Annotated in this window: 26 protein-coding genes; 12 read left to right on the plus strand and 14 right to left on the minus strand. The window is 62.5% G+C overall.

Translation table 11 applies throughout. The features are described from left to right. Window positions 1-52: 52 nt before the first annotated feature. The 4 genes from rplT to DDE76_RS12840 all read right to left on the minus strand — a co-directional run bounded on the left by rplT (window position 53) and on the right by DDE76_RS12840 (window position 2,320). Window positions 53-454 (minus strand): 50S ribosomal protein L20, encoded by a 402-nt coding sequence (gene rplT / locus DDE76_RS12825; RefSeq protein WP_104892578.1) that lies wholly within the window; start codon window positions 452-454, stop codon window positions 53-55. Window positions 455-473: 19 nt separating this feature from the next. Beyond that, window positions 474-674: a 50S ribosomal protein L35 gene (gene rpmI / locus DDE76_RS12830; protein ID WP_104892577.1), complete on the minus strand. Its 201-nt coding sequence runs from the start codon at window positions 672-674 to the stop codon at window positions 474-476. A 138-nt stretch (window positions 675-812) separates the two neighbouring features. Continuing rightward, window positions 813-1,394: a dihydrofolate reductase family protein gene (locus DDE76_RS12835; RefSeq protein ID WP_104892576.1), complete on the minus strand. Its 582-nt coding sequence runs from the start codon at window positions 1,392-1,394 to the stop codon at window positions 813-815. Window positions 1,395-1,474: 80 nt separating this feature from the next. Further along, the gene (locus DDE76_RS12840; protein WP_104892575.1) at window positions 1,475-2,320 is read right to left on the minus strand and encodes a glycosyltransferase family 2 protein; all 846 of its coding nucleotides are present in this window, start codon (window positions 2,318-2,320) and stop codon (window positions 1,475-1,477) included. A 104-nt stretch (window positions 2,321-2,424) separates the two neighbouring features. On the opposite strand from DDE76_RS12840, the gene DDE76_RS12845 reads away from it, so the two are divergent. Then, complete coding sequence (locus DDE76_RS12845) at window positions 2,425-2,844, plus strand: Hsp20 family protein (protein WP_104892574.1); 420 nt, start codon at window positions 2,425-2,427, stop codon at window positions 2,842-2,844. Between the two features lie 28 nt (window positions 2,845-2,872). Continuing rightward, on the plus strand, window positions 2,873-3,154 hold the full coding sequence (locus DDE76_RS12850; protein WP_157955787.1) for a DUF1150 family protein: 282 nt from the start codon (window positions 2,873-2,875) through the stop codon (window positions 3,152-3,154). Between the two features lie 83 nt (window positions 3,155-3,237). Here DDE76_RS12850 and DDE76_RS12855 read toward each other — a convergent pair whose 3' ends face one another. The 7 genes from DDE76_RS12855 to DDE76_RS12885 all read right to left on the minus strand — a co-directional run bounded on the left by DDE76_RS12855 (window position 3,238) and on the right by DDE76_RS12885 (window position 8,687). Then, on the minus strand, window positions 3,238-3,705 hold the full coding sequence (locus DDE76_RS12855) for a PTS sugar transporter subunit IIA (RefSeq protein ID WP_104892572.1): 468 nt from the start codon (window positions 3,703-3,705) through the stop codon (window positions 3,238-3,240). Between the two features lie 47 nt (window positions 3,706-3,752). Next, a complete protein-coding gene (gene hpf, locus DDE76_RS12860; protein ID WP_104892571.1) occupies window positions 3,753-4,331 on the minus strand; it encodes a ribosome hibernation-promoting factor, HPF/YfiA family in 579 nt (192 codons plus the stop codon). Between the two features lie 231 nt (window positions 4,332-4,562). After that, window positions 4,563-6,062, minus strand: coding sequence for an RNA polymerase factor sigma-54 (rpoN, locus tag DDE76_RS12865; RefSeq protein ID WP_104892570.1), 1,500 nt, complete (start codon window positions 6,060-6,062; stop codon window positions 4,563-4,565). A 130-nt stretch (window positions 6,063-6,192) separates the two neighbouring features. Continuing rightward, entirely contained in the window at window positions 6,193-7,002 is an 810-nt protein-coding gene (gene lptB / locus DDE76_RS12870) for an LPS export ABC transporter ATP-binding protein (RefSeq protein ID WP_245891909.1), read from the minus strand. Continuing rightward, window positions 6,945-7,406, minus strand: a complete 462-nt coding sequence (locus DDE76_RS12875) for an LptA/OstA family protein (protein WP_157955788.1) — start codon at window positions 7,404-7,406, stop codon at window positions 6,945-6,947. The genes lptB and DDE76_RS12875 overlap by 58 nt, the downstream gene beginning before the upstream one ends. Window positions 7,407-7,411: 5 nt before the next feature. Continuing rightward, on the minus strand, window positions 7,412-8,056 hold the full coding sequence (locus DDE76_RS12880; protein ID WP_157955789.1) for a hypothetical protein: 645 nt from the start codon (window positions 8,054-8,056) through the stop codon (window positions 7,412-7,414). Window positions 8,057-8,072: 16 nt separating this feature from the next. Further along, a complete protein-coding gene (locus DDE76_RS12885) occupies window positions 8,073-8,687 on the minus strand; it encodes a ribonuclease D (RefSeq protein ID WP_104892566.1) in 615 nt (204 codons plus the stop codon). Between the two features lie 255 nt (window positions 8,688-8,942). Between DDE76_RS12885 and metK the strand changes: the two genes are divergently transcribed. From metK to DDE76_RS12905, 5 genes are all read left to right on the plus strand, one after another. Further along, window positions 8,943-10,199 (plus strand): methionine adenosyltransferase, encoded by a 1,257-nt coding sequence (gene metK, locus DDE76_RS12890; protein WP_104892565.1) that lies wholly within the window; start codon window positions 8,943-8,945, stop codon window positions 10,197-10,199. An 83-nt stretch (window positions 10,200-10,282) separates the two neighbouring features. Beyond that, on the plus strand, window positions 10,283-10,516 hold the full coding sequence (locus DDE76_RS12895) for a DUF433 domain-containing protein (protein WP_104892564.1): 234 nt from the start codon (window positions 10,283-10,285) through the stop codon (window positions 10,514-10,516). Beyond that, the gene (locus DDE76_RS19565; RefSeq protein WP_157955790.1) at window positions 10,516-10,845 is read left to right on the plus strand and encodes a DUF5615 family PIN-like protein; all 330 of its coding nucleotides are present in this window, start codon (window positions 10,516-10,518) and stop codon (window positions 10,843-10,845) included. The genes DDE76_RS12895 and DDE76_RS19565 overlap by 1 nt, the downstream gene beginning before the upstream one ends. After that, window positions 10,842-11,552 (plus strand): tRNA (guanosine(46)-N7)-methyltransferase TrmB, encoded by a 711-nt coding sequence (trmB, locus tag DDE76_RS12900; RefSeq protein ID WP_425430627.1) that lies wholly within the window; start codon window positions 10,842-10,844, stop codon window positions 11,550-11,552. Before DDE76_RS19565 ends, trmB begins: the two co-directional genes overlap by 4 nt. 96 nt (window positions 11,553-11,648) lie before the next feature. Then, window positions 11,649-12,017, plus strand: a complete 369-nt coding sequence (locus DDE76_RS12905; RefSeq protein WP_104892563.1) for a winged helix-turn-helix transcriptional regulator — start codon at window positions 11,649-11,651, stop codon at window positions 12,015-12,017. A 55-nt stretch (window positions 12,018-12,072) separates the two neighbouring features. On the opposite strand, the gene DDE76_RS12910 is transcribed toward DDE76_RS12905, so the two are convergent. Then, entirely contained in the window at window positions 12,073-12,339 is a 267-nt protein-coding gene (locus tag DDE76_RS12910) for a PepSY domain-containing protein (protein ID WP_157955791.1), read from the minus strand. 243 nt (window positions 12,340-12,582) lie between these two features. Between DDE76_RS12910 and DDE76_RS12915 the strand changes: the two genes are divergently transcribed. From DDE76_RS12915 to infB, 5 genes are all read left to right on the plus strand, one after another. Continuing rightward, entirely contained in the window at window positions 12,583-13,248 is a 666-nt protein-coding gene (locus DDE76_RS12915) for a ferredoxin reductase domain-containing protein (RefSeq protein WP_104892561.1), read from the plus strand. Window positions 13,249-13,378: 130 nt separating this feature from the next. Next, the gene (rimP, locus tag DDE76_RS12920) at window positions 13,379-14,029 is read left to right on the plus strand and encodes a ribosome maturation factor RimP (RefSeq protein ID WP_104892560.1); all 651 of its coding nucleotides are present in this window, start codon (window positions 13,379-13,381) and stop codon (window positions 14,027-14,029) included. Window position 14,030: 1 nt separating this feature from the next. Beyond that, window positions 14,031-15,632 (plus strand): transcription termination factor NusA, encoded by a 1,602-nt coding sequence (gene nusA, locus DDE76_RS12925; protein ID WP_104892559.1) that lies wholly within the window; start codon window positions 14,031-14,033, stop codon window positions 15,630-15,632. A gap of 45 nt (window positions 15,633-15,677) precedes the next feature. Further along, on the plus strand, window positions 15,678-16,349 hold the full coding sequence (locus DDE76_RS12930; protein WP_104892558.1) for an RNA-binding protein: 672 nt from the start codon (window positions 15,678-15,680) through the stop codon (window positions 16,347-16,349). A 182-nt stretch (window positions 16,350-16,531) separates the two neighbouring features. Next, window positions 16,532-19,132 (plus strand): translation initiation factor IF-2, encoded by a 2,601-nt coding sequence (gene infB / locus DDE76_RS12935; RefSeq protein WP_425430629.1) that lies wholly within the window; start codon window positions 16,532-16,534, stop codon window positions 19,130-19,132. Between the two features lie 87 nt (window positions 19,133-19,219). Here infB and DDE76_RS12940 read toward each other — a convergent pair whose 3' ends face one another. After that, window positions 19,220-19,750: an AAA family ATPase gene (locus DDE76_RS12940; RefSeq protein WP_157955792.1), complete on the minus strand. Its 531-nt coding sequence runs from the start codon at window positions 19,748-19,750 to the stop codon at window positions 19,220-19,222. Between the two features lie 153 nt (window positions 19,751-19,903). Then, window positions 19,904-20,602 (minus strand): L,D-transpeptidase, encoded by a 699-nt coding sequence (locus tag DDE76_RS12945; RefSeq protein ID WP_104892555.1) that lies wholly within the window; start codon window positions 20,600-20,602, stop codon window positions 19,904-19,906. Window positions 20,603-20,633 lie beyond the last annotated feature (31 nt).

Genomic DNA, 20,633 nt, shown 5'->3' on the forward strand with positions numbered 1-20,633 from the left:
CCTTCCGGGCGGCGCAAGGCGCAATTTTCAGCCTCAGCAGAGCTGGGAGAATTTAAGCGGTGACGCGGGCGTGGGTCACGGAGTCCACGCTTTCCAGATATGCCAGCGCTTCCTTGGCCTTGACGACCAGGGCTGCGAACGCTTCGGGCTGGGTGATCGCGAGATCGGACAGCACCTTGCGGTCAACAGCAATCTCGGCCTTGCTGAGGCCGTCGATAAATCGGCCATAGGTCAGGCCGTGATCGCGCACAGCGGCGTTGATGCGCTGGATCCAGAGAGCCCGGAAGTTGCGCTTTTTGACGCGACGATCGCGATAGGCGTACTGGCCGGCCTTTTCGACGGCCTGCTTGGCAATACGGATCGTGGATTTACGACGGCCATAATAGCCCTCGGCGGCCTTCAAGACCTTCTTGTGACGAGCGTGGGCGGTTACGCCCCTTTTTACGCGTGCCATTTTCTAGTGTCCTTCCAGCTTAGCGGTTGTACGGCATGTACCACTTCACCAGACCCTCGTCGCCCTTGGACAGGATCTTGGTGCCGCGGTTGGTGCGGATGTACTTTGCGTTGTGGCTGATCAGGCGGTGGCGCTTGCCGGCAACGCCGGACTTCACCTTGCCCGTGGCGGTGAAGCTGAACCGCTTCTTGGCGCCGGACTTGGTCTTCATTTTGGGCATTTTGCTTGGTCCTTTAGAGTATTTTGGATGGATTTGAGGCCCATCGCATTCAAAGACCGCCACGGCATGCCTTTTGGCCGGGCGGTCCGGAGATGGCGCTTCATAAGGGGAAAAGGCGGGAGTGGCAAGGCCTCTGCGCTATTTCCGCTTCGGCTCATAAACCAGGTTGATACCCTGACCCACTCGACCGGAATGAATGAGCGTCAGATCGACCGGCCGCTCGCCAGTGTCGGCAAAGATCTTTACGCCCGCGCCGACCATCACCGGAGCAACCTGCAGGAAGATCTGGTCGACCAGGCCCGCCCGCAGCATGGCTGATCCCAAGGTCGGCCCGAGTATGACCACCATTCTGCCATTGGCCTTTGCCTTCGCCTTGGCCACGGCGCCCGGCAGGTCATGGCCATCGGCCCAGAAGAAGCGCGGATCGTCCGGAAAGGGTCGTCGCGTCACCACATATTCGGGAATGTCGTCAAGCCCATAAGCCTTGGGAATCTCGTCCCAGCCCTGGCAGAGATCATAGCCACGCCGCCCGCCCAGCGTACAACCAACATTGGCCATGACCATGTCGACCAGTGGATTGTCCGGCGGCGGGCCGGCCTCTTCGCCTTCACCCATCATGAACATCAGGCTGTCATTCGCATCGGCGGCAAAGCCATCAAGGCTGATTGCCGTATGCCAGATGATGCCATCGGTCCTGAGAATATCGGTCTGCGTATCCATCCGTATCTCCCTTGCTGTCCGTTCATCGACGAAGGAGCATTACCGGCTTCGACACGGTTGCTCTTTGTTCGGCCTGGTTGTCAGCCCCGTGCTGCGCTCAGCATTGGCTCGATGTGATCCTCAAACAGCAGCCCCGGCCGCGCCGCCATGGCCGCACCATAGGTGGCCTCGGCCAGGATCGAGATATTGAGAAACCCGACCAGTCCGGCAACATCCGCTTCGCTCAAGCCATAGCGCCCCGCCTCCAGCCGGGTGATGATTTCGCGCTTGGACGCGATCATCCCCGCGGTAACGTCCCTGGCATTGCTCATCGAGCCATCGCGCTTGATATAGTCATGCAGCGGCGTGCCCAGATGATAACTCTGCGGAGTGGTCGAATAGAGCTGCAGCAAGAATTCGAGATCGGTCATATTGCTCATCTCCGGGTCGAACCGCCCGTCGCCGCGCCGCCGGTCCCACACCACCATGGCGTCCATCGAAAGGCTCACCCATTTGTGCTCGCCGGGGCTCAGCACCCGGTCGGGCCCCGCGCCGACATGGCGCAAATGCCGGAAATCCTCGCTCATCACGTCAAGCGCCGTGGTGACGATGCCATGCCGGTCGAGCATTTCCATCGCCTGTTCGAGCTTGCCCGGCTTCAGCCGGTCATCGGCGTCCAGAATAGCGGCAAACGGGGTGTCGATCTTCTCAAGCGCTACATTGCGGGTCACCGATGCGCCTCGGCTCACCCCGCCGCTCGTCAGAAACACCTGGCGGGGATCATTCAGCCCCTGTTCATCGAGAAACGCGCCATAATCGAAACCGTCATCGGCCACGATCCAGTGTTGCCAGTCGGCATGGGTTTGCTCGATGACACTCCTGACCGTGGTGGTCAGGGTGGACTGCGCCTTGTAGGCCGGCGTGATGATGGCGACGGTCTGGGACATGACTTGAACCTTTTGCTCGTCTGACCCATATCTCTGGCAGGTTCGCGATGCCAGAGTTTACGGGTCGCGCACCAGACGTTGCTTGATGCTCAAGGACGCTTTTGATGTCGCGTATCTCGGTGTTTTCCGCCCCCTTTCTCCTCGGCTTCGACAGTTTCGAGGAGCGTATCGACCGGCTGGCCCGGTCAGCGGAGGGCTATCCTCCCTATAATATCGAACGCACCACGGGCGAGGATGGCGCCGAAAGGTTCCACATCTCCATCGCCGTGGCCGGATTTGCTCAATCCGACCTCGAGGTGAGCGTGGAGGACAACCAGTTGCAGGTGCGCGGCCGCCAGAAGGACGAACCCGGCCGTGATTTCCTGCATCGCGGGATCGCGACCCGCCAGTTCCAGCGCACCTTTCTTCTTGCCGATGGCATGAATGTGAAGGATGCAACTCTGGGGCATGGTATGCTCGTTATTATGCTTGAGCGCCCACCGGCGCCCAAGATCGCCCGACAGATCGACATTCGCTCAGTTTGAGGAAACAGAAGAAAGGGCCGACACAATGATGGACAAGCGCAATTCCGAAGCGGCCATGGATGCCGCCAACCCGCTCAAGGACCTGACGCGCGCGCAATTCGCTGCGCTGGGCGGGGATGCCGTCGCTTATGTCAAACCGGTTTCCGGCCTCTTGCTTGCGGGCCTGATCGAGGACGCCGAGTTCGATGGTGCGACCCAATATCAATTGGTGATGTCAGCCGATGGCACACCGCTGATGGTGGCTGACACCACAGAAGCCGTCGCCGAATGGCTCGGCGACCAGAATATCGGCGTCGCCACCCTGCACTAGCCGGCGGACCAACACCCGTCCGGACAAAGCAAAACCCCCACAGCCAGGCTGTTGGGGGTTTTATTGTCTTTTCTGCGCCCGGCTCAGGCCGCGTAGGTGTCTTCCAGCGGCGCCGTCAGGATCGCATGCAACTGCGCCGGATCGGTTTCGCGGCGCAATTGATCGGTGACGCTTTCGGTCCGCAGCAGGCGGGCAAAGCGCGACAGGGCCTTCAGATGATCCGCACCGGCGCCGACCGGGGCCAGCAGCATCACCACCAGATCCACCGGCTCGTCATCCACCGAATCGAAATCGATCGGTTGGTCGAGCCGCGCAAAAACCGCGGTCACGCCTTTCAGGCCCTGGATCTTGCCATGGGGAATGGCAATGCCATTGCCCAGGCCCGTCGAGCCAAGCTCCTCCCGGCCCACCAGGGTCGAAAGGATCTGGCTGGCAGGGAAAGCAGTCAGTTCTGCGGCCTTTTGTGCAAGAATATCAAAGATCTGGCGCTTGTCAGACACGCCGGTGCAAGTCAGCACGGCGTGCTTTGCCAGAATATCGGCCAATTCCATAAATCTGCCTTAGGATCTACCAAGCGTTCGGGCTTTGGGAGCGCCAGTCAATTTGCGCTCAGGGCCGGATCGACCCAGCCAATATTGCCATCTGCGCGGCGGTAAACCACATTCAGCCCGCCATGTCCAGCATGGCGGAACATCACGACCTGTTGTCCAGAGAAATCGAGCTCCATCACCGCTTCCTCCACGCTCATTTCGCGCAAATTCTTGGTGGCTTCCGCGATGACGGCGGGGGCGAAATCCTCGTCGAGCTCGTCATATTCGTCGGTCGAGCCGAACACGGTGTATTGCGCGGTGAGCCCGTCAATGCCATTGGCGCCATTGCCGCGGCGATGCTGCTTGAGCTTGCGGTTATAGCGCCTGAGGCGCTTTTCGATATTGAGCGCCATGACTTCAAAGGCGCTGGTGGCGTCGCCTGCCTGGGCACTGGCCTGCAGCGTTGCGCCCGAATCCAGGTGCACAACGCAATCGGCGCGAAAACCGATACCGTCCGGTGTGAGGGTGAGATGGCCGTCATAGCCGCCGTCGAAATACTTTCCGACGACAGAGGCGAAATGCTCCTCCGCCTTGCCCCGGAGGGCATCGCCAACATCCATGTTCTTTCCCGAAACGCGTAGGGTCATGGCTCTTGTTCCTTTCGGTCGTTTGGCTCGACACGAGAGTTCCGAAAAGCCGCTCCCGGCTTGACGGGACCTGCGTCTGCCGACTTCCCAGACATGGGGTGCCGACAGCAAGGATGCTAGACCCGGCCAATCATGCTGTCCATGCGCAACAACCGGCACAAATGGCAACAAAAGGCGTGACAGCCATGAACCTGCCACTTACCGTTCCGCTCGAATGATTTGAGGCGCCGGTCAGGCGATGCGCGCCAGTTCCTTTTTCTGCCGGCGCCGGATCACCGAGGAGGGAATGTTCATCCCCTCGCGATATTTGGCGACCGTGCGGCGCGCCACGTCGATCCCCTGTTCCTTGCGCAGCATCTCGGCAATTGTATCGTCAGAGAGAATGGCGCTGGCTGGCTCGGCATCAATGAGCTGTTTGATCCGGTGACGCACGGCCTCGGCGGAATGGTCGCCCCCACCGTCGGCCGAGGCAATCGCCGTGGTGAAGAAATATTTCATTTCATAGAGGCCCCGTGGCGTGGCCATATATTTGTTGGAGGTTACCCGGCTGACCGTGGATTCATGCATGTCGATGGTTTCGGCCACCATCTTGAGTGTCATGGGTTTGAGATGCGCCACCCCATGGGTCAGGAACCCGTCCTGCTGGCGCACGATTTCCGCTGCCACCTTGGTAATGGTCTGCGCCCGCTGGTCCAGGCTCTTGGTCAGCCAGTTGGCTGTGCTCAGGCAATCGGCCAGGAAGGTCTTTTCGGCCGCATCGCGGGTCTTTTTCGAGACCGTGGCATAATAGACCCGGTTGACCAGCACGCGCGGCAACACCTCGCTGTTGAGCTCGATCTGCCAGCCCCCATCGGGTCCGGGACGCACGAACACATCGGGCACCACCGTTTCGACCGGCCCGCTGTCAAAGGCCAGCCCGGGTCTGGGATCAAGCAGCCTGATCTCGGCCAGCATGTCGGCCAGGTCTTCACGGTCGCACCCCACTGCTTTGAGCAGGCCGGCCATGTTGTGTTCGGCCAGCAGCGGCAGGTTGTCGATCAGCTTTTGCATAATCGGGTCGAGCCGGTCGCGTTCGCGCAACTGGATCGAGAGGCATTCGGCGACATCGCGGGCAAACACCCCCACCGGGTCGCAGCCCTGCAGCGCCTCAAGCACCGCTTCCACATCCGCCAGCTCGGCCCCCAGCAAGTCGGCAATGGCATCGAGCTCCACCACCAGATAGCCGGCCTCGTTGATCCCGTCGATCAGATGCTGGGCGATCAGCCGGTCGGCCGGGGTGCGCAGCACCATATTCGCCTGGGCCTCGAGATGGTCGGACAGGCGCGGCCGACTGGCCACATATTGGTCTAGGTCAGGCGCCTCGCCGCCTTCGAAGCTGCCATTGCGGTCTGGCCCGGCAATCCGGCCCAGGTCCTGTCCGGCATCGGGAAACACATTGTCCACCGAGGTGTCATAGCCCTCGGCAATCTGGTCGGCGTCCTTGATGCGGTCGCCCTGGGCCACCGTGTCCTCATAGGCACTCATCTCGGTGCGCTTTTCGGGTGCCTCGGCCGGCTCGGCATCGTCCCCGCCCTCTTCGCGCTCCAGGATCGGATTGCGCAAAAGTTCGGCATCGATGAAGTCATTGAGTTCGAGATGGCTCAATTGCAGCAGCCTGATCGACTGCATCAATTGTGGCGTCAGGGTCAGGCTTTGAGACTGACGAAACTCCAGCCGTGGCGAAAGCGCCATGCGTTACGGGCCCTTGCGTGCAAAAATTCTCCAGCCGCTTGCGGCTGCTTCCCGCCCGGACCATGACTCAAATCTGTCATCTCGGCAAGTTTCGTGCCAGATGCCGGCTCTGTGACGCTTTCGTGAGCCGCTAGATCGAGAAACTCTCGCCCAGATAGACCCGCCGCGCTTCGGGGTCGGCCGAAATGGTTTCCGGCTTGCCCTGGATCATCACCTTGCCACCGTGAATAAGATAGGCCCGGTCGACCAGCCCCAGCGTTTCGCGCACCGCATGGTCGGTAATCAACACGCCAATGCCGCGCTGCGTCAATTGCCGCACCAGCCCTTTGACTTCGGCCACCGCAATGGGGTCGACCCCGGCAAAGGGCTCGTCGAGCAGCATGAAGCCGGGGTCTGCGGCCAGGGCCCGGGCAATCTCCACGCGCCGCCGTTCGCCGCCCGACAGCGCCAGCGCATTGGACTTGGCGATATGGGTGATGGAGAACTCGTCCAGCAGCGCCTCCAGCCGGCGCTTGCGCTCGGCCTTGTCGCGCACCGTGTTTTCCAGCACCGCCATGATATTGCCGGTCACCGTCAGTCCGCGAAAGATCGAGGGTTCCTGGGGCAGATAGCCGATGCCGAGCTGGCCGCGCTGGAACAGGGGCAGCCGGGTAATGTCCAGCCCGTCGAGCAGGATCTTGCCCGCATTGGGTTTGACCAGCCCCATGATCATGGTGAAAACCGTGGTCTTGCCCGCCCCATTGGGGCCCAGCAGTCCGACCGCCTCGCCCCGGCGCACCGCCAGCGAAACGTCGCGCACCACTTCGCGCTTGCCAAAGCTCTTGGCCAGGCCATGGGCCACCAGCCAGCCGGTCTGGTCGATGCGGGGGCGGGACGGCGCACTCATTGCGAGGTGAACACCCCGGTCACGCGCCCGCCGCCGCCGCTGGTAAAGGTCGATACATTGGTGGCCAGGTTCACCACCAGTTCGGTGGCATTGACCGTGCCGCTGGCATTGTTGACCACCACATTGCCGGTCAGGCGCAGCAATTGGTCGCCCGGCGTATAGACGGCATGTTCGCCCGTGGCGTCTTGTTCGTCTGTCTTGAGCCGTACATTGCCGCCCGTGGCTACGAAGGTCTTGATATCGGTGGTGCCGCCCTCGCCATAACTGGCCACCACCTTGGGCGCCCAGACCGTCACATTGGGATGGATCACGATCACATCGCCGGTAAAGGTCACCTCGCGCGCGCTGTCATTCATCACCGTCTGGTCGGCGGTGATTTCGACACGGTTCTGCGCCAGCGCCAGCGCCGGCGACGCCAGCAGTAATGTGGTCAGGGCAATCAGGCGGGCCTGCTTCATGGCCTTCATTCTCCACTGGCTCCGGAATCGGCCTCGCCGGGCGTCGAGGGCAGGGTGACGGTCGACCCGGTGAACGTCCAGATAATGGTGCTCGCATCATAGACCAGGCCATCGGCCCTTATGGTCGAGCCATCCGCATAGTCGATGGCCACGGCGCCCCGGCTGGTCAGCATCTGGTTCTGCCAGTCAAACACCGAATCGTTGAGCGTGCCGGTGGTTCCCGTGCTGTCGGCAACATCGGCCTGCCCCGGCACCAGGGTCAACTGGGCGGCGGTATCGAGCTGCGCCACTGCCGCTTCCATGGTCAATTGCACCCCATCGATCCGGTTCAGCACCAGCCTGGCATTGCTCAGATCCACCAGATTGCTCTGTTCCACCCGCGCTCGCGCCGTTTCCGCCCGGACCCGATAGGACGATCCGTCGGTCAGCGTGCCCACATATTCGGGCGCATCGATGACCACGGCATCGGGGGTCACGCTGATCTGCTCGATGTTGAACCGCCCGGTAAAACTCGAAACATAGATCTGCACCAGCAGCCCGGCCAGCACGATGCCGCCCAACAGCGGCACGCCCAGGCGCAGGATCGCCACGATGCGGTTGCGCCGCCCCAGGCGATCATACATCCGGCGTGGCGCAGTTGCGGCAGGCATGGCTCCCGACCCGGCCTCAGCTATGGGCAAAAATGTCGGTTTCTTCCCACCCCAGCAGATCTAGGGCACAGCGCGTGGGCAGGAACTCGAAGCAGGATTTGGCGATCTCGCTGCGGCCCTCGCGCGCCAGCATGCGATCCAGATGCCGTTTCAGGTCGTGCAGATAGAGCACGTCCGAGGCTGCATAATCGAGCTGGGCGTCGCTCAGCTTCTCCCCGCCCCAGTCCGAGCTTTGCTGCTGCTTGGAAAGGTCCACGCTCAACAATTCACGCACCAGATCCTTCAGCCCGTGCCGGTCGGTATAGGTGCGCACCAGCTTGGAGGCGATCTTGGTGCAATAGACCGGCCCGGTCACCACCCCGAAACGGTTCTGCAGCACCGCCACGTCGAACCGCGCATAGTGGAAGATCTTGGTCACGCCGGGGTCGGACAACAGCTTGACCAGGTTCGGCGCTTCGCTCGCATCCTGCGGAATCTGCACCACATCGGCGCTGCCATCGCCCGGGGAGAGCTGCACCACACAGAGCCGGTCGCGATGCGGGTTGAGCCCCATGGTCTCGGTATCGATCGCAACTTCGCGGCCATAATTGGAAAGATTGGGCAAATCGCCGCGATGCACTCTGATGGCCATATTGTCATCCGCTTGTCTGTAACCAATCCTTCCTTGGCACAGAGCGGTGGCCAAGAAAAGGCATCACGCTGGGAAGGCTTGCCCGTCGCAAGGCAAGAATTGCTGCCCGGAGCAGTCCTTCCATATAAAGCTTTCTTTATATGGCTCTTGCTTTCCCGGCCCGGACCTGCGAAGAACGAGGCTGAAAGTGTCCGGCATAACGGCCGGACACGCGCACTCCCGCGTGCGCCCTCGCCACTTGCAAAGAGGTTTAACGTGGCCCGTTCCAACTATCTTTTCACCTCGGAATCCGTTTCCGAGGGGCATCCTGACAAGGTATGCGACCGTATTTCCGACGAAATCGTCGATCTGGTGTTCAGGGAGGCCAAAAAGGCCGGCATGGACCCTTCCCAGGTCCGCATTGCCTGCGAAACCCTGGCCACCACCAACCGCGTGGTTATCGCCGGTGAAGTGCGCGTCCCGCAAACCCTGCTGAAAAAGGGCAAGGACGGCCAGATCGTTACCGATGCATCCGGCGCCCCGGTGGTCAATCCGTCCCGCTTCAAGTCGGCCGCCCGCAAGGCCATCCGCGCCATTGGCTATGAGCAGTCCGGCTTCCACTGGAAGACCTGCCGCATCGATGTGCTGCTCCATGGCCAGTCCGCCGACATCGCCGTCGGCGTGGACGAGGCCGGCAACAAGGATGTTGGCGCCGGCGACCAGGGCATCATGTTCGGCTATGCGGCGCGTGAAACCCCCGAGCTGCTGCCCGCCCCGATCTATTATGCGCACAAGATCCTGTCCTCGCTCACCGAGGCCCGCAAGGCCAATCACGGTCCTGCCGGCAAGCTTGGTCCCGACGCCAAGAGCCAGGTGACGGTGCAGTATCGCGACGGCAAGCCGGTCGGCGTCACCCAGATCGTGCTTTCGACCCAGCACCTGGACGAGACCCTGACCTCCGAGGATGTGCGCAACATCGTCGAGCCGATTGTCCGCGCCGCCCTGCCCGAAGGCTGGATCAGCGACGAGACGGTCTGGCACGTCAATCCGACCGGCAAGTTCGTTGTTGGCGGTCCCGATGGCGATGCGGGCCTGACCGGCCGCAAGATCATTGTCGATACCTATGGCGGCGCTGCCCCCCATGGTGGCGGTGCCTTCTCGGGCAAGGATCCCACCAAGGTGGATCGGTCCGCGGCCTATGCGGCGCGCTATCTCGCCAAGAACGTGGTGGCTGCGGGCCTGGCCGATCGTGCCACCATCCAGCTCTCCTATGCCATCGGTGTGGCCAAGCCGCTCTCGATCTATGTCGACCTGCATGGCACCGGCAAGGTGGACGAGGCGGTGCTGGAAAAGGCGCTGGCCGAGGTGATGGACCTGACCCCGCGCGGCATCCGCACCCATCTCGATCTCAACAAGCCCATCTATGCCAAGACCGCCGCCTATGGCCATTTCGGCCGCAAGGCCGGCCGAGACGGCAGCTTCTCCTGGGAGAAGACCGACCTGGTCAAGGCGCTCAAGGCCGCAGTGGCGTAAGGAGCAAATGGCCCGGCTCTGCGCCGGGCCGATTTACCTCCACAGATGGTCGCGGTACAATCCGGCAAGGATTGGAGCCTGACATGTCGGAAGAACCACGCGAGCCAAAGATTGTCTCGACCCCGGGTATTGTCGGTGGGCGGCCTCGCTTGTTGGGGACGCGCATAACGGTTCAGGACATCCTTGGCGCCCTTGCGGCCGGCGACACGATTGATGAATTGCTCGAAGATTTCCCCTATCTCGAACGGGAAGATTTCGCTGCCGTGCTTCGCTATGCGGCCGACCACCTCGACCACAAGGGCGTCGCCGCCGAATAATGAAGTTTCTCCTCGACGCCAATCTTCCGGGGAAACTGGTCGGCGTGTTCATTTCGGCCGGGTATGAATGTGTGCATATGGAATCGCTGATGCCACGCTACGCTGCGGACACAACAATTTCCCGAATTGCGAATGAAACAGGTGCCGTTGTGGTCAGCCGCGACGCGGATTTTGCGCAACTGGTCCGAACAGGTGCTCTCAAGGTACCGCTGGTTTGGGTGCGGCTGGGCAATATGAGGCGAGCCGCAATCGCGGCAACCATCGAAGATCGACTCCCCGCAATCGTCAAGGCGATCGAGGCGGGCCAACAGATTGTTACATTACGTTGACCGAACACGAACTGCCCAAGACCCGCTCCGGCGAACCGCGCGCCTTTTTTGGCCGCCGCTCAGGCAAGAAACTGCACGGCGGCCAGAAGGCGCAGGTCGCCGAGATATTGCCCCGCTTTGAAATCGCGCTGGCCGAACAGCTCGATCCGCGGGCCCTGTTCCCGGAAGCGGATCGGATCGTCATCGAGATCGGCTATGGCGGCGGCGAGCATCTGGCCCGCAAGGCCGCCGAGCAGCCCGGCACCGGCTTTATCGGCTGCGAGGTCTTCACCGGCGGCATCGGCAAGATGGTGCAGGCCATCGAAGCCAATGACCTCGAAAATGTGCGCCTCTATACCGACGACGCGCTCAAGCTGCTGATGACCCTGCCCGAGGCCTCGGTCGACGAGGTCTATCTGCTCTATCCCGATCCCTGGCCCAAGACCCGGCACCACAAGCGCCGCTTTGTTTCGCCCACCACGCTCGATCAACTGGCGCGGGTGATCCGCCCTGGCGGTGTGTTCAATTTCGCCACCGATATCGAGGACTATGCCGATTGGACCCTGGCCCATATCCTGCGCCAGCCTTCGTTCATCTTTGCCCCCCAGGCCCCGGGAAGCTGGCACACGCCCTATCCCGGCTGGCAGCCGACGCGCTACGAGAGAAAAGCCAGGCGCGAGGGGCGCATGCTCTCGTTCTATTTCAGTTTTCCGCGCCAGGCGGTGTAACCGGTCGGCAACCCTGATCGGCTTTATGGCCTGCCGGCTCTGGACCTTGGCGCGTCACAACCCATATCGGGTGCGCAAGCGTCACGGAGTTGAACCATGTCCGATCCCCAAGATCCCGCTACTGCCGATGCGGACCTATTGGTCGTGCGGCCGGGCAAGTGGACCCTTGTGGTGATCGTGCAACTGCGTGAGGGAACGAAGCGGTTCAATGAGTTGCGCCGCAATATGGGCGGCGTGCCGCAAAAATCGCTCAGCGTCACCCTGCGCGAACTCGAGCGGGACGGCTTCATCACCCGCAAGGCCTATGCGACCATTCCGCCGCGGGTGGAATATGATCTCACCGATCTCGGGCGCGAATTGCTGCACCTGGCCGATGATTTCAAGCGGTTTGCCCAGCGCAATCGTGATGCGGTGGAACGGGCGCGGCGCCTGTTTGACGCCGCCGATGACCGCGCACCTCTTTGAGGGCCAAGGCCTACGGGCGCCGCCAGAGATTGGCGGCGCCGGGCTTTGCGATCAATTAGAGATTGACCACATCGAGGGTGACCGGGGTCAGATAGACCAGGGTCTGCTTGCCGTTTGCATCGGTTACCGAGGCGACGATATAGTCGCCCCATTCCTCGACGGTGCTGGCATTGATGCCCTTGTCCTGCACCTGGGTCAGCACATAGGCTGCATCGAAGTCGTTGTCCGAGGTATCGGTCAACGAGGTGCCGGCCATGGCGGGGGCGGCGATGCCGGCAAGGGCGGCGGCGGTAACCAGGGCAATTACACTGTTCTTGATCATGACAGGATGTTCCTTTCTGTTGTGAACGAACAGGAAATGCGCACCCGGCCCGGCCCCCACAAGCAGCCGATTGCAGGTTTTTTGCACTTGAATTTGCCGCCCGCCATCCGACGGTTTAGCAAGGGAAATCAAGGGCTTTGAGGGAAACCCGGTATCCAGGGGGAAACCGGGTTCCCGCCCTGATACCCGCTGATGCAACCTCTGACGCGCCCGGCAATTGTGAAGGTAAAGGAGACCCCGGAAATGGAAACCAGCGTCCGCATCCTCGATGCCATCCCCGTTACCCACAATGTCCGGCACTATCGTCTCGAACGGCCCAAAGGCTATGGTTTCACGCCTGGCCAGGCGACCGAGGTCAGCATTGACCGCGATGATTGGCGTGACAGGAAGCGTCCGTTCACCTTCACCAGCCTGCCCGACGCGGACACGCTTGAATTGACCATCAAGAGCTATTTCGACCATACCGGAGTGACCAATGAACTCTGGTCATTGGGAGCGGGCGACCATCTGATCCTGCGCGATGTCTGGGGCACCATTCAATATAAGGGGCCAGGCACATTCATTGCTGGCGGTGCTGGCGTCACCCCCTTCATCGCCATCCTGCGGCACCTGAATGCCACAGGAAAGCTCGCCGGCAACCGCCTGATCGCGTCTTACCGCACCGAACAGGACATCATCCTGCGCGAAGAGTTCGAGGCCATGGAGGGGCTTGAAGTGCTCTGGACGCTGACCGACGATCCCAAATCGTCCCTTATGCAGGAGCGGATCGATGCCGGCTTCCTCAAAAGCCATGTCCCGCACCTCAACCAGAATTTCTACCTCTGCGGGCCGGATCCCATGGTCAAGGATCTGCGCGGCCTGCTCGACGAAGCCGGCGCCGATGTCGGCAATGTCACCTGGGAGAAGTAATGCGCCCGGCGCCTTGCCTTTCGGCTTCTTGAGGTCTATAGGAGAGCCAACATCATTGCTCTCTGTTCGAGGGTGGGTGCCCTGACCGGCCCCCGCTCTTTTTGTTTATCTGCGGGCGGTGTGCCCTTGCATGCACGGCCACCCAGACTGGACTGATACCCAATTGGCTTTCGATCTGACCGAAAAGCGCTACATCAAGGAAACGGGCCTGGAAGCCCGTGTCTCCCGCATTGTCGAGCCGGTCGCCAATGATCTGGGCTTTGCACTGGTCCGGGTGAAGATCACCCCGGAAAACGGCTGCACGCTGCAGATCATGGCCGAGGACGAGAACGGGCGCTTCAACATCAATGACTGCGAGGCGCTCTCCAGGGACCTCTCGCCGGTGCTGGACGTGGAAGACCCGATCGACCGCGAATATCACCTCGAAGTGTCCTCGCCCGGGATCGACCGGCCGCTGGTGCGTAAGCGCGATTATGAGCGCTTCATCGGCCACGAAGCCAAGGTCGAACTCATGGACATGATCAATGGCCGCAAGCGCTTCCGCGGGGAAATCGGCCCGGTCGATGATGATGGCGTCACCATCATTCTGCCCGATGCGCCAGGGGGCACCGACCCCAACCACAAGCTGGCATTCTCGACCATTGCCGAAGCCAAGCTGGTGATGACAGACAAGCTCATGGATATGGCCCGCGCCGACCAGGAGCTGCACCCTATCGACGACGACGAGACCGAGACGGTCGAGTACGCCGACACTGAAGAAGTCTCTGAGGAGAAGAACTGAAATGGCCGTTAGCGCGAATCGCCTTGAGCTGTTGCAGATTGCCGATGCGGTTGCCCGCGAAAAATCCATCGACCGCATGGTGGTGATCGAGGCGATGCAGGATGCCATGGAAAAGGCCGCCAAGGGCCGCTATGGCGCCGAGACCGAAATCAAGGTCGAGATCAATCCGCGCTCGGGCGAGACCCGCATGTGGCGCCTGCTCGAAATCGTCGATGAGGTCGAGGAGCCGTCCCGCCAGGTCACGCTCAAATTCGCCCAGGTGAAAAATCCGACCGCCAAGGTTGGCGATTTCCTCACCGAACCGCTCCCGCCCATGGAATTCGGGCGTATCGCCGCCCAGTCGGCCAAGCAGGTCATCGTGCAGAAAGTGCGCGACGCCGAGCGCGACCGGATGTTCGAGGAATATACCAATCGCGTCGGCGAAGTGGTCAATGGCTCGGTCAAGCGCGTCGAATACGGCAATGTGATCGTCGACCTTGGGCGCGGCGAAGCCATCATCCGTCGCGACGAATTGATCCCGCGCGAAATGTTCCGCTATGGCGACCGCGTGCGCGCCTATATTTACGACGTCCGCCGCGAACAGCGCGGCCCGCAGATTTTCCTCTCGCGCACCCATCCCCAGTTCATGGCCAAGCTGTTCATGCAGGAAGTGCCGGAAATCTATGATGGTGTCATCACCATCCGCTCGATTGCCCGTGACCCGGGTTCGCGCGCCAAGATTGCCGTGACCTCCAATGACAGCTCGATTGATCCGGTCGGCGCTTGCGTGGGTATGCGCGGCTCCCGCGTGCAGGCGGTTGTCGCCGAACTGCAGGGCGAAAAGATCGACATCATCCCCTGGACCGATTCGATTGCCGATCTGGTGGTGTCCGCGCTGCAGCCGGCTGAAGTGGCCAAGGTGGTGCTGGACGAGCAGGCCGAGCGCATCGAAGTTGTGGTGCCTGACGAACAGCTCTCGCTGGCCATCGGCCGGCGCGGCCAGAATGTGCGCCTGGCCTCCCAGCTCATCGGCTGGGATATCGACATCCTGACCGAGCAGGAAGAAAGCGAACGGCGCCAGAAGGAATTTACCGAACGCTCGACCCTGTTCATGCAGGCCCTTGACGTTGACGAGATGGTTGCCCAACTTCTGGCTTCCGAAGGCTTCTCCTCCGTTGAGGAACTGGCCTATATCGAACCCGAGGAAATCGCCTCGATTGAGGGGTTTGACGAGGAAACCGCCTCCGAGATCCAGAACCGCGCCGCCGAATATCTGGCCGAGATCGAGGCGAAATTCGATGCCGAGCGCAAGGCGCTGGGTGTCGAGGACGAACTTTACGAGATCGCCGGTCTCAATGCTGCCATGCTGGTGGCCTTGGGTCAGGAAGAGATCAAGACGATCGAGGACTTCGCCGGCTGTGCCGCCGACGACCTGATCGGCTGGACCGAACGCAAGGATGGTGAAACCAAGCGCTTTGAAGGCACCTTCAAGGACTTCCCCGTATCGCGGGAGGAAGCCGAGGACATGATCATGCAGGCCCGCGTCAAGGCCGGCTGGATCACTGAAGAAGACCTCGCTGTCGAAGGTGACGGCGAAGGCTATTCCGAGGAGGCGGCGGTCTGACGACCGCCCCTTTGGGAGCACCCGGCCTTGGCCCGGAGCGCAGAAATGGTTAGAACCTGTGCCTTGACCCGGGCAGAAATGCCGGTCGAGGCGCTGGTGCGTTTTGTTCTCAGCCCCGACGGGGAGATCGTGCCCGATGTCGAGGCGCGCGCCGAAGGTCGTGGTGTGTGGATCACGCTGTCGCATGCGGCAGTGGCCGAAGCCGTCAGAAAAAAGGCCTTCTCACGCAGCCTCAAGGCGCAGGTCAGCGTGGCCGACGATCTGGCCGATCTGACCCGGCTGCGGCTCGAACAGCGTTTGCTTTCGGCTCTGGGCATGGCCCGCAAGGCCGGCCAGTTCGTCACGGGAGCAACCAAGGTCAAGGGCGTCCTGCAATCGGGCGAGGCCATTGCGCTGCTGACCGCCAGCGACGCCGCCGAGGATGGCCGCAACAAGATGCTGGGGACCCTCAGGGCCCTCAACCATGCGAAGCGCGAGGCCGGACTGACCGGTCCGGACGTGCCGCATTTCGAATCGCTCTCAAGTGCGCAAATGGGTTTGGCACTTGGGCTCGAAAATGTGATACATGCTGCCCTCACAAGAGGGGCGGCAGCCCAATCGGCGGTGGACAAGGCCAATAGACTGGCCCGCTACATCGCCCCAACGCTGGAAGAACACACCGACCGCATCGCGTCGTCCGGTGTGCTTTTGCCCGCGGAACAGGACGAAAGACGATAGGTAGTATGGCTGATAACGACGACAAGCGTTCCGACGACACTGGCGCCAAGAAGACTCTGACCCTCAAGGGCGGCGCCGGGCTGGGCAATCGCCCCGGCGGGACGTCGCGTGGGCCTTCGCGCTCGACCGTGGTCGTGGAAAAACGCACCCGCGTGGTGCCCAAGCCCGGCGGGCAGCCTGGCATGGGCGGCGGCGGCCGATCCGGTGCGCCCGGCGGCCAGGGCGGTCGCCCCCAGGGCCGGCCGATGCAGCAGCAGAATCGCGCCCCTCTTGGCCTGAGCGCGGCCGAGGCCGAAGCCCGCCGCCAGGCGCTGGCCATGGCCGGTGCCCGTCAGGCCGAGGACAAGGAGCGTTTCGCTGCCGAAGAAGCGCGCCGCATTGAAGAGGACAATCGCCGCCGGCAGATTCGTGAGGAAGCCGCGCGCGCCGAAGAAGAGCGCCGCCAGGCCGAAGAGGCGCGCCGCGCCGAAGAGGCCGCCGCCTCGACGCGTCCGGAGCCCGAGCAGCCGCGCGAGGAATTCGTGCCGGCCAGCCAGCGCAATCCTGGCCCCTCCACGGTCCGTACCGTGGCCGGCCGTCCCGGCCAGCCGCCGCGTCCGCAGCGCACCGAACGCCCGGCCGGCCGGCCGGCTGACGGTGAACGTGGTGCCCGTCCGGCAGGTGAACGCCGCCCCGCAGGGACTGGCGCGGCCCGCCCAGGTGGGGCGCGTCCGGCTGGTGCCGGCATGGCGCCCATCGGCAATGTGCCCCCGGCGCCGCCCAGCGAGGCGGATGGCCGCCGCACCCGCACCGGTGCGCCCCAGCAGCGTCCCACCACCCAGGCCGAAATCGAGAATGCCCGCCGCGCTTCGCGCGCCCAGCCCGAGCGTCCGTCGCGCCGGGGGGCAGGTGACAATTCTTCGCGTGGCCGCCTGACGGTTGCCAGCGCCACCACCGAGAGTGATCGGGATCGCGGTCCTTCGCTGGCCGCCATGCGTCGGCGCCGCGACAAGAAGATGGGCCGCAACCAGCAGGATGCGCCCAAGCTCAGCCGCGAGGTCATCATCCCCGAGGCCATCACCGTTGGCGAACTCGCCAACCGCATGGCCGAACGCTCCGTCACTGTCATCAAGATGCTGATGCAGCAGGGTGAAATGGCCAAGATCACCGATGTGATCGACGCTGATACCGCCGAGTTGATCGCCACCGAACTGGGCCACACCGTCAAGCGCGTGTCCGAGGCCGACGTCGAGGAAGGTCTGTTCGACCTGCCCTCCGACGACAAGGCCGAGGACCTGGCCAACCGTGCTCCGGTCGTCACCATCATGGGTCACGTCGACCACGGCAAGACCAGCCTGCTCGACGCCATCCGCGAAGCCAATGTGGTTTCGGGCGAGGCCGGTGGCATCACCCAGCATATCGGCGCCTATCAGGTCGACAAGAACGGCAACAAGGTCACTTTCCTCGACACCCCGGGCCACGAGGCGTTCACCGCCATGCGTGCCCGCGGTGCCCAGGCGACCGATATTGCGGTTCTGGTGGTGGCCGCCGATGACGGCGTCATGCCCCAGACCATTGAATCCATCAAGCACGCCAAGGCGGCCGGGGTTCCGATCATCGTGGCCATCAACAAGATGGACAAGCCCGAAGCCAATCCGCAGCGGGTCCGCACCGAACTGCTGCAGCACGAAGTGTTCGTTGAATCCATGGGCGGCGATGTGCTGGACGTGGAAGTCTCGGCCAAATCCGGCGAGGGTCTCGACAAGCTGCTCGAAACCATCCTGCTGCAGGCCGAAGTGCTGGAGCTCAAGGCGCCTCATGATGGCCGCGCCGAAGGTCTGGTCATTGAAGCCAAGCTCGATCGCGGCCGTGGCGCCGTGGCCACCGTGCTGATCCAGCGCGGCATGCTCAAGGTTGGCGACATTGTTGTGGCCGGCACAGAAATGGCCCGTGTCCGCGCGCTGATCAACGACAAGGGCGAGCAGGTCAAGGAAGCTGGCCCCTCCGTGCCGGTGGAAGTGCTCGGCTTCAACGGGGTGCCCAGCGCCGGCGACCGCTTCTCGGTGGTCGAGAGCGAAGCCCGTGCCCGCGAGGTCACCGAATATCGCCAGCGTGCCATTCGCGAAAAGACCGCTGGCGGCGGCGCTACCAGCCTCGAGCAGATGATGAACCAGCTCAAGGCCTCGGGCATCGCCAAGTTCCCGCTCATCATCAAGGGTGACGTGCAGGGCTCGGTCGAAGCCATCGTGGCAAGCCTGGACAAGCTGGGCACCGATGAAGTGTCGGCGCAGATCCTGCATCAGGGCGTGGGCGGCATCACCGAATCCGACGTGACCTTGGCCACGGCCTCCAAGGCGGTCATTATTGCGTTCAACGTGCGTGCCAATAAGCAGGCCCAGGAACTGGCGACCCGTGAAGGCATCGAAATCCGCTATTACAACATCATCTACGACCTGGTGGATGACGTGAAGAGCGCGATGAGCGGTCTGCTTTCGCCCGAACGCCGCGAAACCTTCATCGGCTATGCCAAGATCCTGGAGGTCTTCCAGATCACCAAGGTGGGCAAGGTCGCCGGCTGTCAGGTCACCGAAGGCATCGTCGAGCGTGGCGCCGGTGTGCGTCTGCTGCGCGACGACGTGGTCATCCACGAAGGCAAGCTCAAGACGCTCAAGCGCTTCAAGGATGAGGTCAAGGAGGTCCAGACCGGCCAGGAATGCGGCATGGCCTTCGAGAACTACGAAGACATCCGCCAGGGCGACGTCATCGAATGCTTCCGCGTCGAGACCGTCCAGCGCACGCTGTAGACTTTTCGTCAGTCGGGAAATTGACAGGGGCGCGGAGCAATCCGCGCCCTTTTTGTTGCGCTGGCCAGGCCGTCGATGATGCACCCTCTATCGACCGATAAGTGCCAGAACGTCGGCAATGATCTGCTTCCGCGACCCTGTTGCATCCGCCCTCGCGCCAAAGGCCGGGTCGGCATGGGCTGAACTGCACTCAGCCGAGCGCCGCCGTTCGAACGCGGTCAGGCCCGCTCTGCCCTCGGCACTGGCGCGATGCTCGAGCCGGGCGTGGATCACCTCCAACGGCGCCACCAGGCAGATACGCTTGACCGGCGCCGTCTGACCCAGCGCGCTTGCAAAGCCATCGAGATAGTCGAGATTGGTGAAGGTCATCGGCACGATGACGGTTCTGGCGCGCAAATGAACCAATCGCGCCTGATAGACCATCAGCCGCCGCCACAGGGCCAAATCCTGATAGTCGTCCGGCTGCTGGCGCAGGCCAAGCATCCAGGCCGGTAGGCGGCGCAGCACATAGCCGACATCCTCCGGATCAGAGATCGCAGCACCCTGGAGTGCCCGTACCAGCGCCTTGGCCGTCGTGGTCTTGCCGATCCCGAAGGACCCGTTGAGCAGAACGAACACGCTTTCCCCCACGCCCGATGTCAAACTCAGCCTAGCCGTCTTTGCGGCAAGCAAAAGGCCCGCCTCCATTACTGGAGAGCGGGCCTTGGTGTTGCCGGAAGCGGGTGACTACGGTGGGGGTCCGCCGCCGGCAATTCCTGAAACTGGGGTCGGTCACACCACGGGGATGAAACCCGGCGTGGCGACCGGGCCAGCGCCGGCTGGCGCATTGATCACGGTCACGCGGGCGCCGACCGGCACACGCGCGTAGAGATCGATAATGTCCTGGTTCATCAGCCGGATGCAGCCCGAGGAGACATTGGTGCCGATGGTATAGGGCTCGGTGGTGCCGTGGATACGGAACAAGGTGTCGCGGCCATTCTTGTACAGATAAAGCGCACGCGGCCCCAGCGGGTTTTCCGGGCCGGGCTCCATGCCATTGGCATAGGGCCCGTAGCGGTCGGGTTCACGGGCAATCATCGATTTGGTCGGCGTCCAGCGCGGCCATTGCGCCTTGCGGCCAATCGTGGCCTCGCCGCGGAACACCAGGGCCTCGTCCTTGCCCACACCGATGCCGTAGCGCAGGGCGCGGTTGTTTTCCATCACGAGGTAGAGGTAATGCGCCGGGGTATCCACCACCAGCGTGCCGGGTCGCTCAGAGGTGTAATAGGGCACTTCCTGACGCCACCATTTGGGGTCGACGCGGCGCAGATCCATGGCGGCCACCATATAGGGCTCGCCCATGACGGGGCCATACATGCGCTGGTAATAGGGATCGATCACCGGCTCCTGCACCACAGGCTGGCGGGTGGTGGAACAGGCCGAAAGGGCAGTGGCCGAAAGGCCGAGCAGGAACAGGCGGCGGGAAATCAAAACAACTACCTCGGAGCAGACGGGGACAAGC

The organism is Devosia indica (assembly GCF_003056405.1).
GTDB lineage: Bacteria > Pseudomonadota > Alphaproteobacteria > Rhizobiales > Devosiaceae > Devosia > Devosia indica.

Coding starts and splice junctions, on each gene's coding strand:
- rplT (WP_104892578.1), bottom strand. CDS start 454: ATGGCACGCGTAAAAAGGGGCGTAACCGCCCACGCTCGTCACAAGAAG.
- rpmI (WP_104892577.1), bottom strand. CDS start 674: ATGCCCAAAATGAAGACCAAGTCCGGCGCCAAGAAGCGGTTCAGCTTC.
- DDE76_RS12835 (WP_104892576.1), bottom strand. CDS start 1,394: ATGGATACGCAGACCGATATTCTCAGGACCGATGGCATCATCTGGCAT.
- DDE76_RS12840 (WP_104892575.1), bottom strand. CDS start 2,320: ATGTCCCAGACCGTCGCCATCATCACGCCGGCCTACAAGGCGCAGTCC.
- DDE76_RS12845 (WP_104892574.1), top strand. CDS start 2,425: ATGTCGCGTATCTCGGTGTTTTCCGCCCCCTTTCTCCTCGGCTTCGAC.
- DDE76_RS12850 (WP_157955787.1), top strand. CDS start 2,873: ATGGACAAGCGCAATTCCGAAGCGGCCATGGATGCCGCCAACCCGCTC.
- DDE76_RS12855 (WP_104892572.1), bottom strand. CDS start 3,705: ATGGAATTGGCCGATATTCTGGCAAAGCACGCCGTGCTGACTTGCACC.
- hpf (WP_104892571.1), bottom strand. CDS start 4,331: ATGACCCTACGCGTTTCGGGAAAGAACATGGATGTTGGCGATGCCCTC.
- rpoN (WP_104892570.1), bottom strand. CDS start 6,062: ATGGCGCTTTCGCCACGGCTGGAGTTTCGTCAGTCTCAAAGCCTGACC.
- DDE76_RS12875 (WP_157955788.1), bottom strand. CDS start 7,406: ATGAAGCAGGCCCGCCTGATTGCCCTGACCACATTACTGCTGGCGTCG.
- DDE76_RS12880 (WP_157955789.1), bottom strand. CDS start 8,056: ATGCCTGCCGCAACTGCGCCACGCCGGATGTATGATCGCCTGGGGCGG.
- DDE76_RS12885 (WP_104892566.1), bottom strand. CDS start 8,687: ATGGCCATCAGAGTGCATCGCGGCGATTTGCCCAATCTTTCCAATTAT.
- DDE76_RS12895 (WP_104892564.1), top strand. CDS start 10,283: ATGTCGGAAGAACCACGCGAGCCAAAGATTGTCTCGACCCCGGGTATT.
- DDE76_RS19565 (WP_157955790.1), top strand. CDS start 10,516: ATGAAGTTTCTCCTCGACGCCAATCTTCCGGGGAAACTGGTCGGCGTG.
- DDE76_RS12905 (WP_104892563.1), top strand. CDS start 11,649: ATGTCCGATCCCCAAGATCCCGCTACTGCCGATGCGGACCTATTGGTC.
- DDE76_RS12910 (WP_157955791.1), bottom strand. CDS start 12,339: ATGATCAAGAACAGTGTAATTGCCCTGGTTACCGCCGCCGCCCTTGCC.
- DDE76_RS12915 (WP_104892561.1), top strand. CDS start 12,583: ATGGAAACCAGCGTCCGCATCCTCGATGCCATCCCCGTTACCCACAAT.
- rimP (WP_104892560.1), top strand. CDS start 13,379: ATGCACGGCCACCCAGACTGGACTGATACCCAATTGGCTTTCGATCTG.
- nusA (WP_104892559.1), top strand. CDS start 14,031: ATGGCCGTTAGCGCGAATCGCCTTGAGCTGTTGCAGATTGCCGATGCG.
- DDE76_RS12930 (WP_104892558.1), top strand. CDS start 15,678: ATGGTTAGAACCTGTGCCTTGACCCGGGCAGAAATGCCGGTCGAGGCG.
- infB (WP_425430629.1), top strand. CDS start 16,532: ATGGGCGGCGGCGGCCGATCCGGTGCGCCCGGCGGCCAGGGCGGTCGC.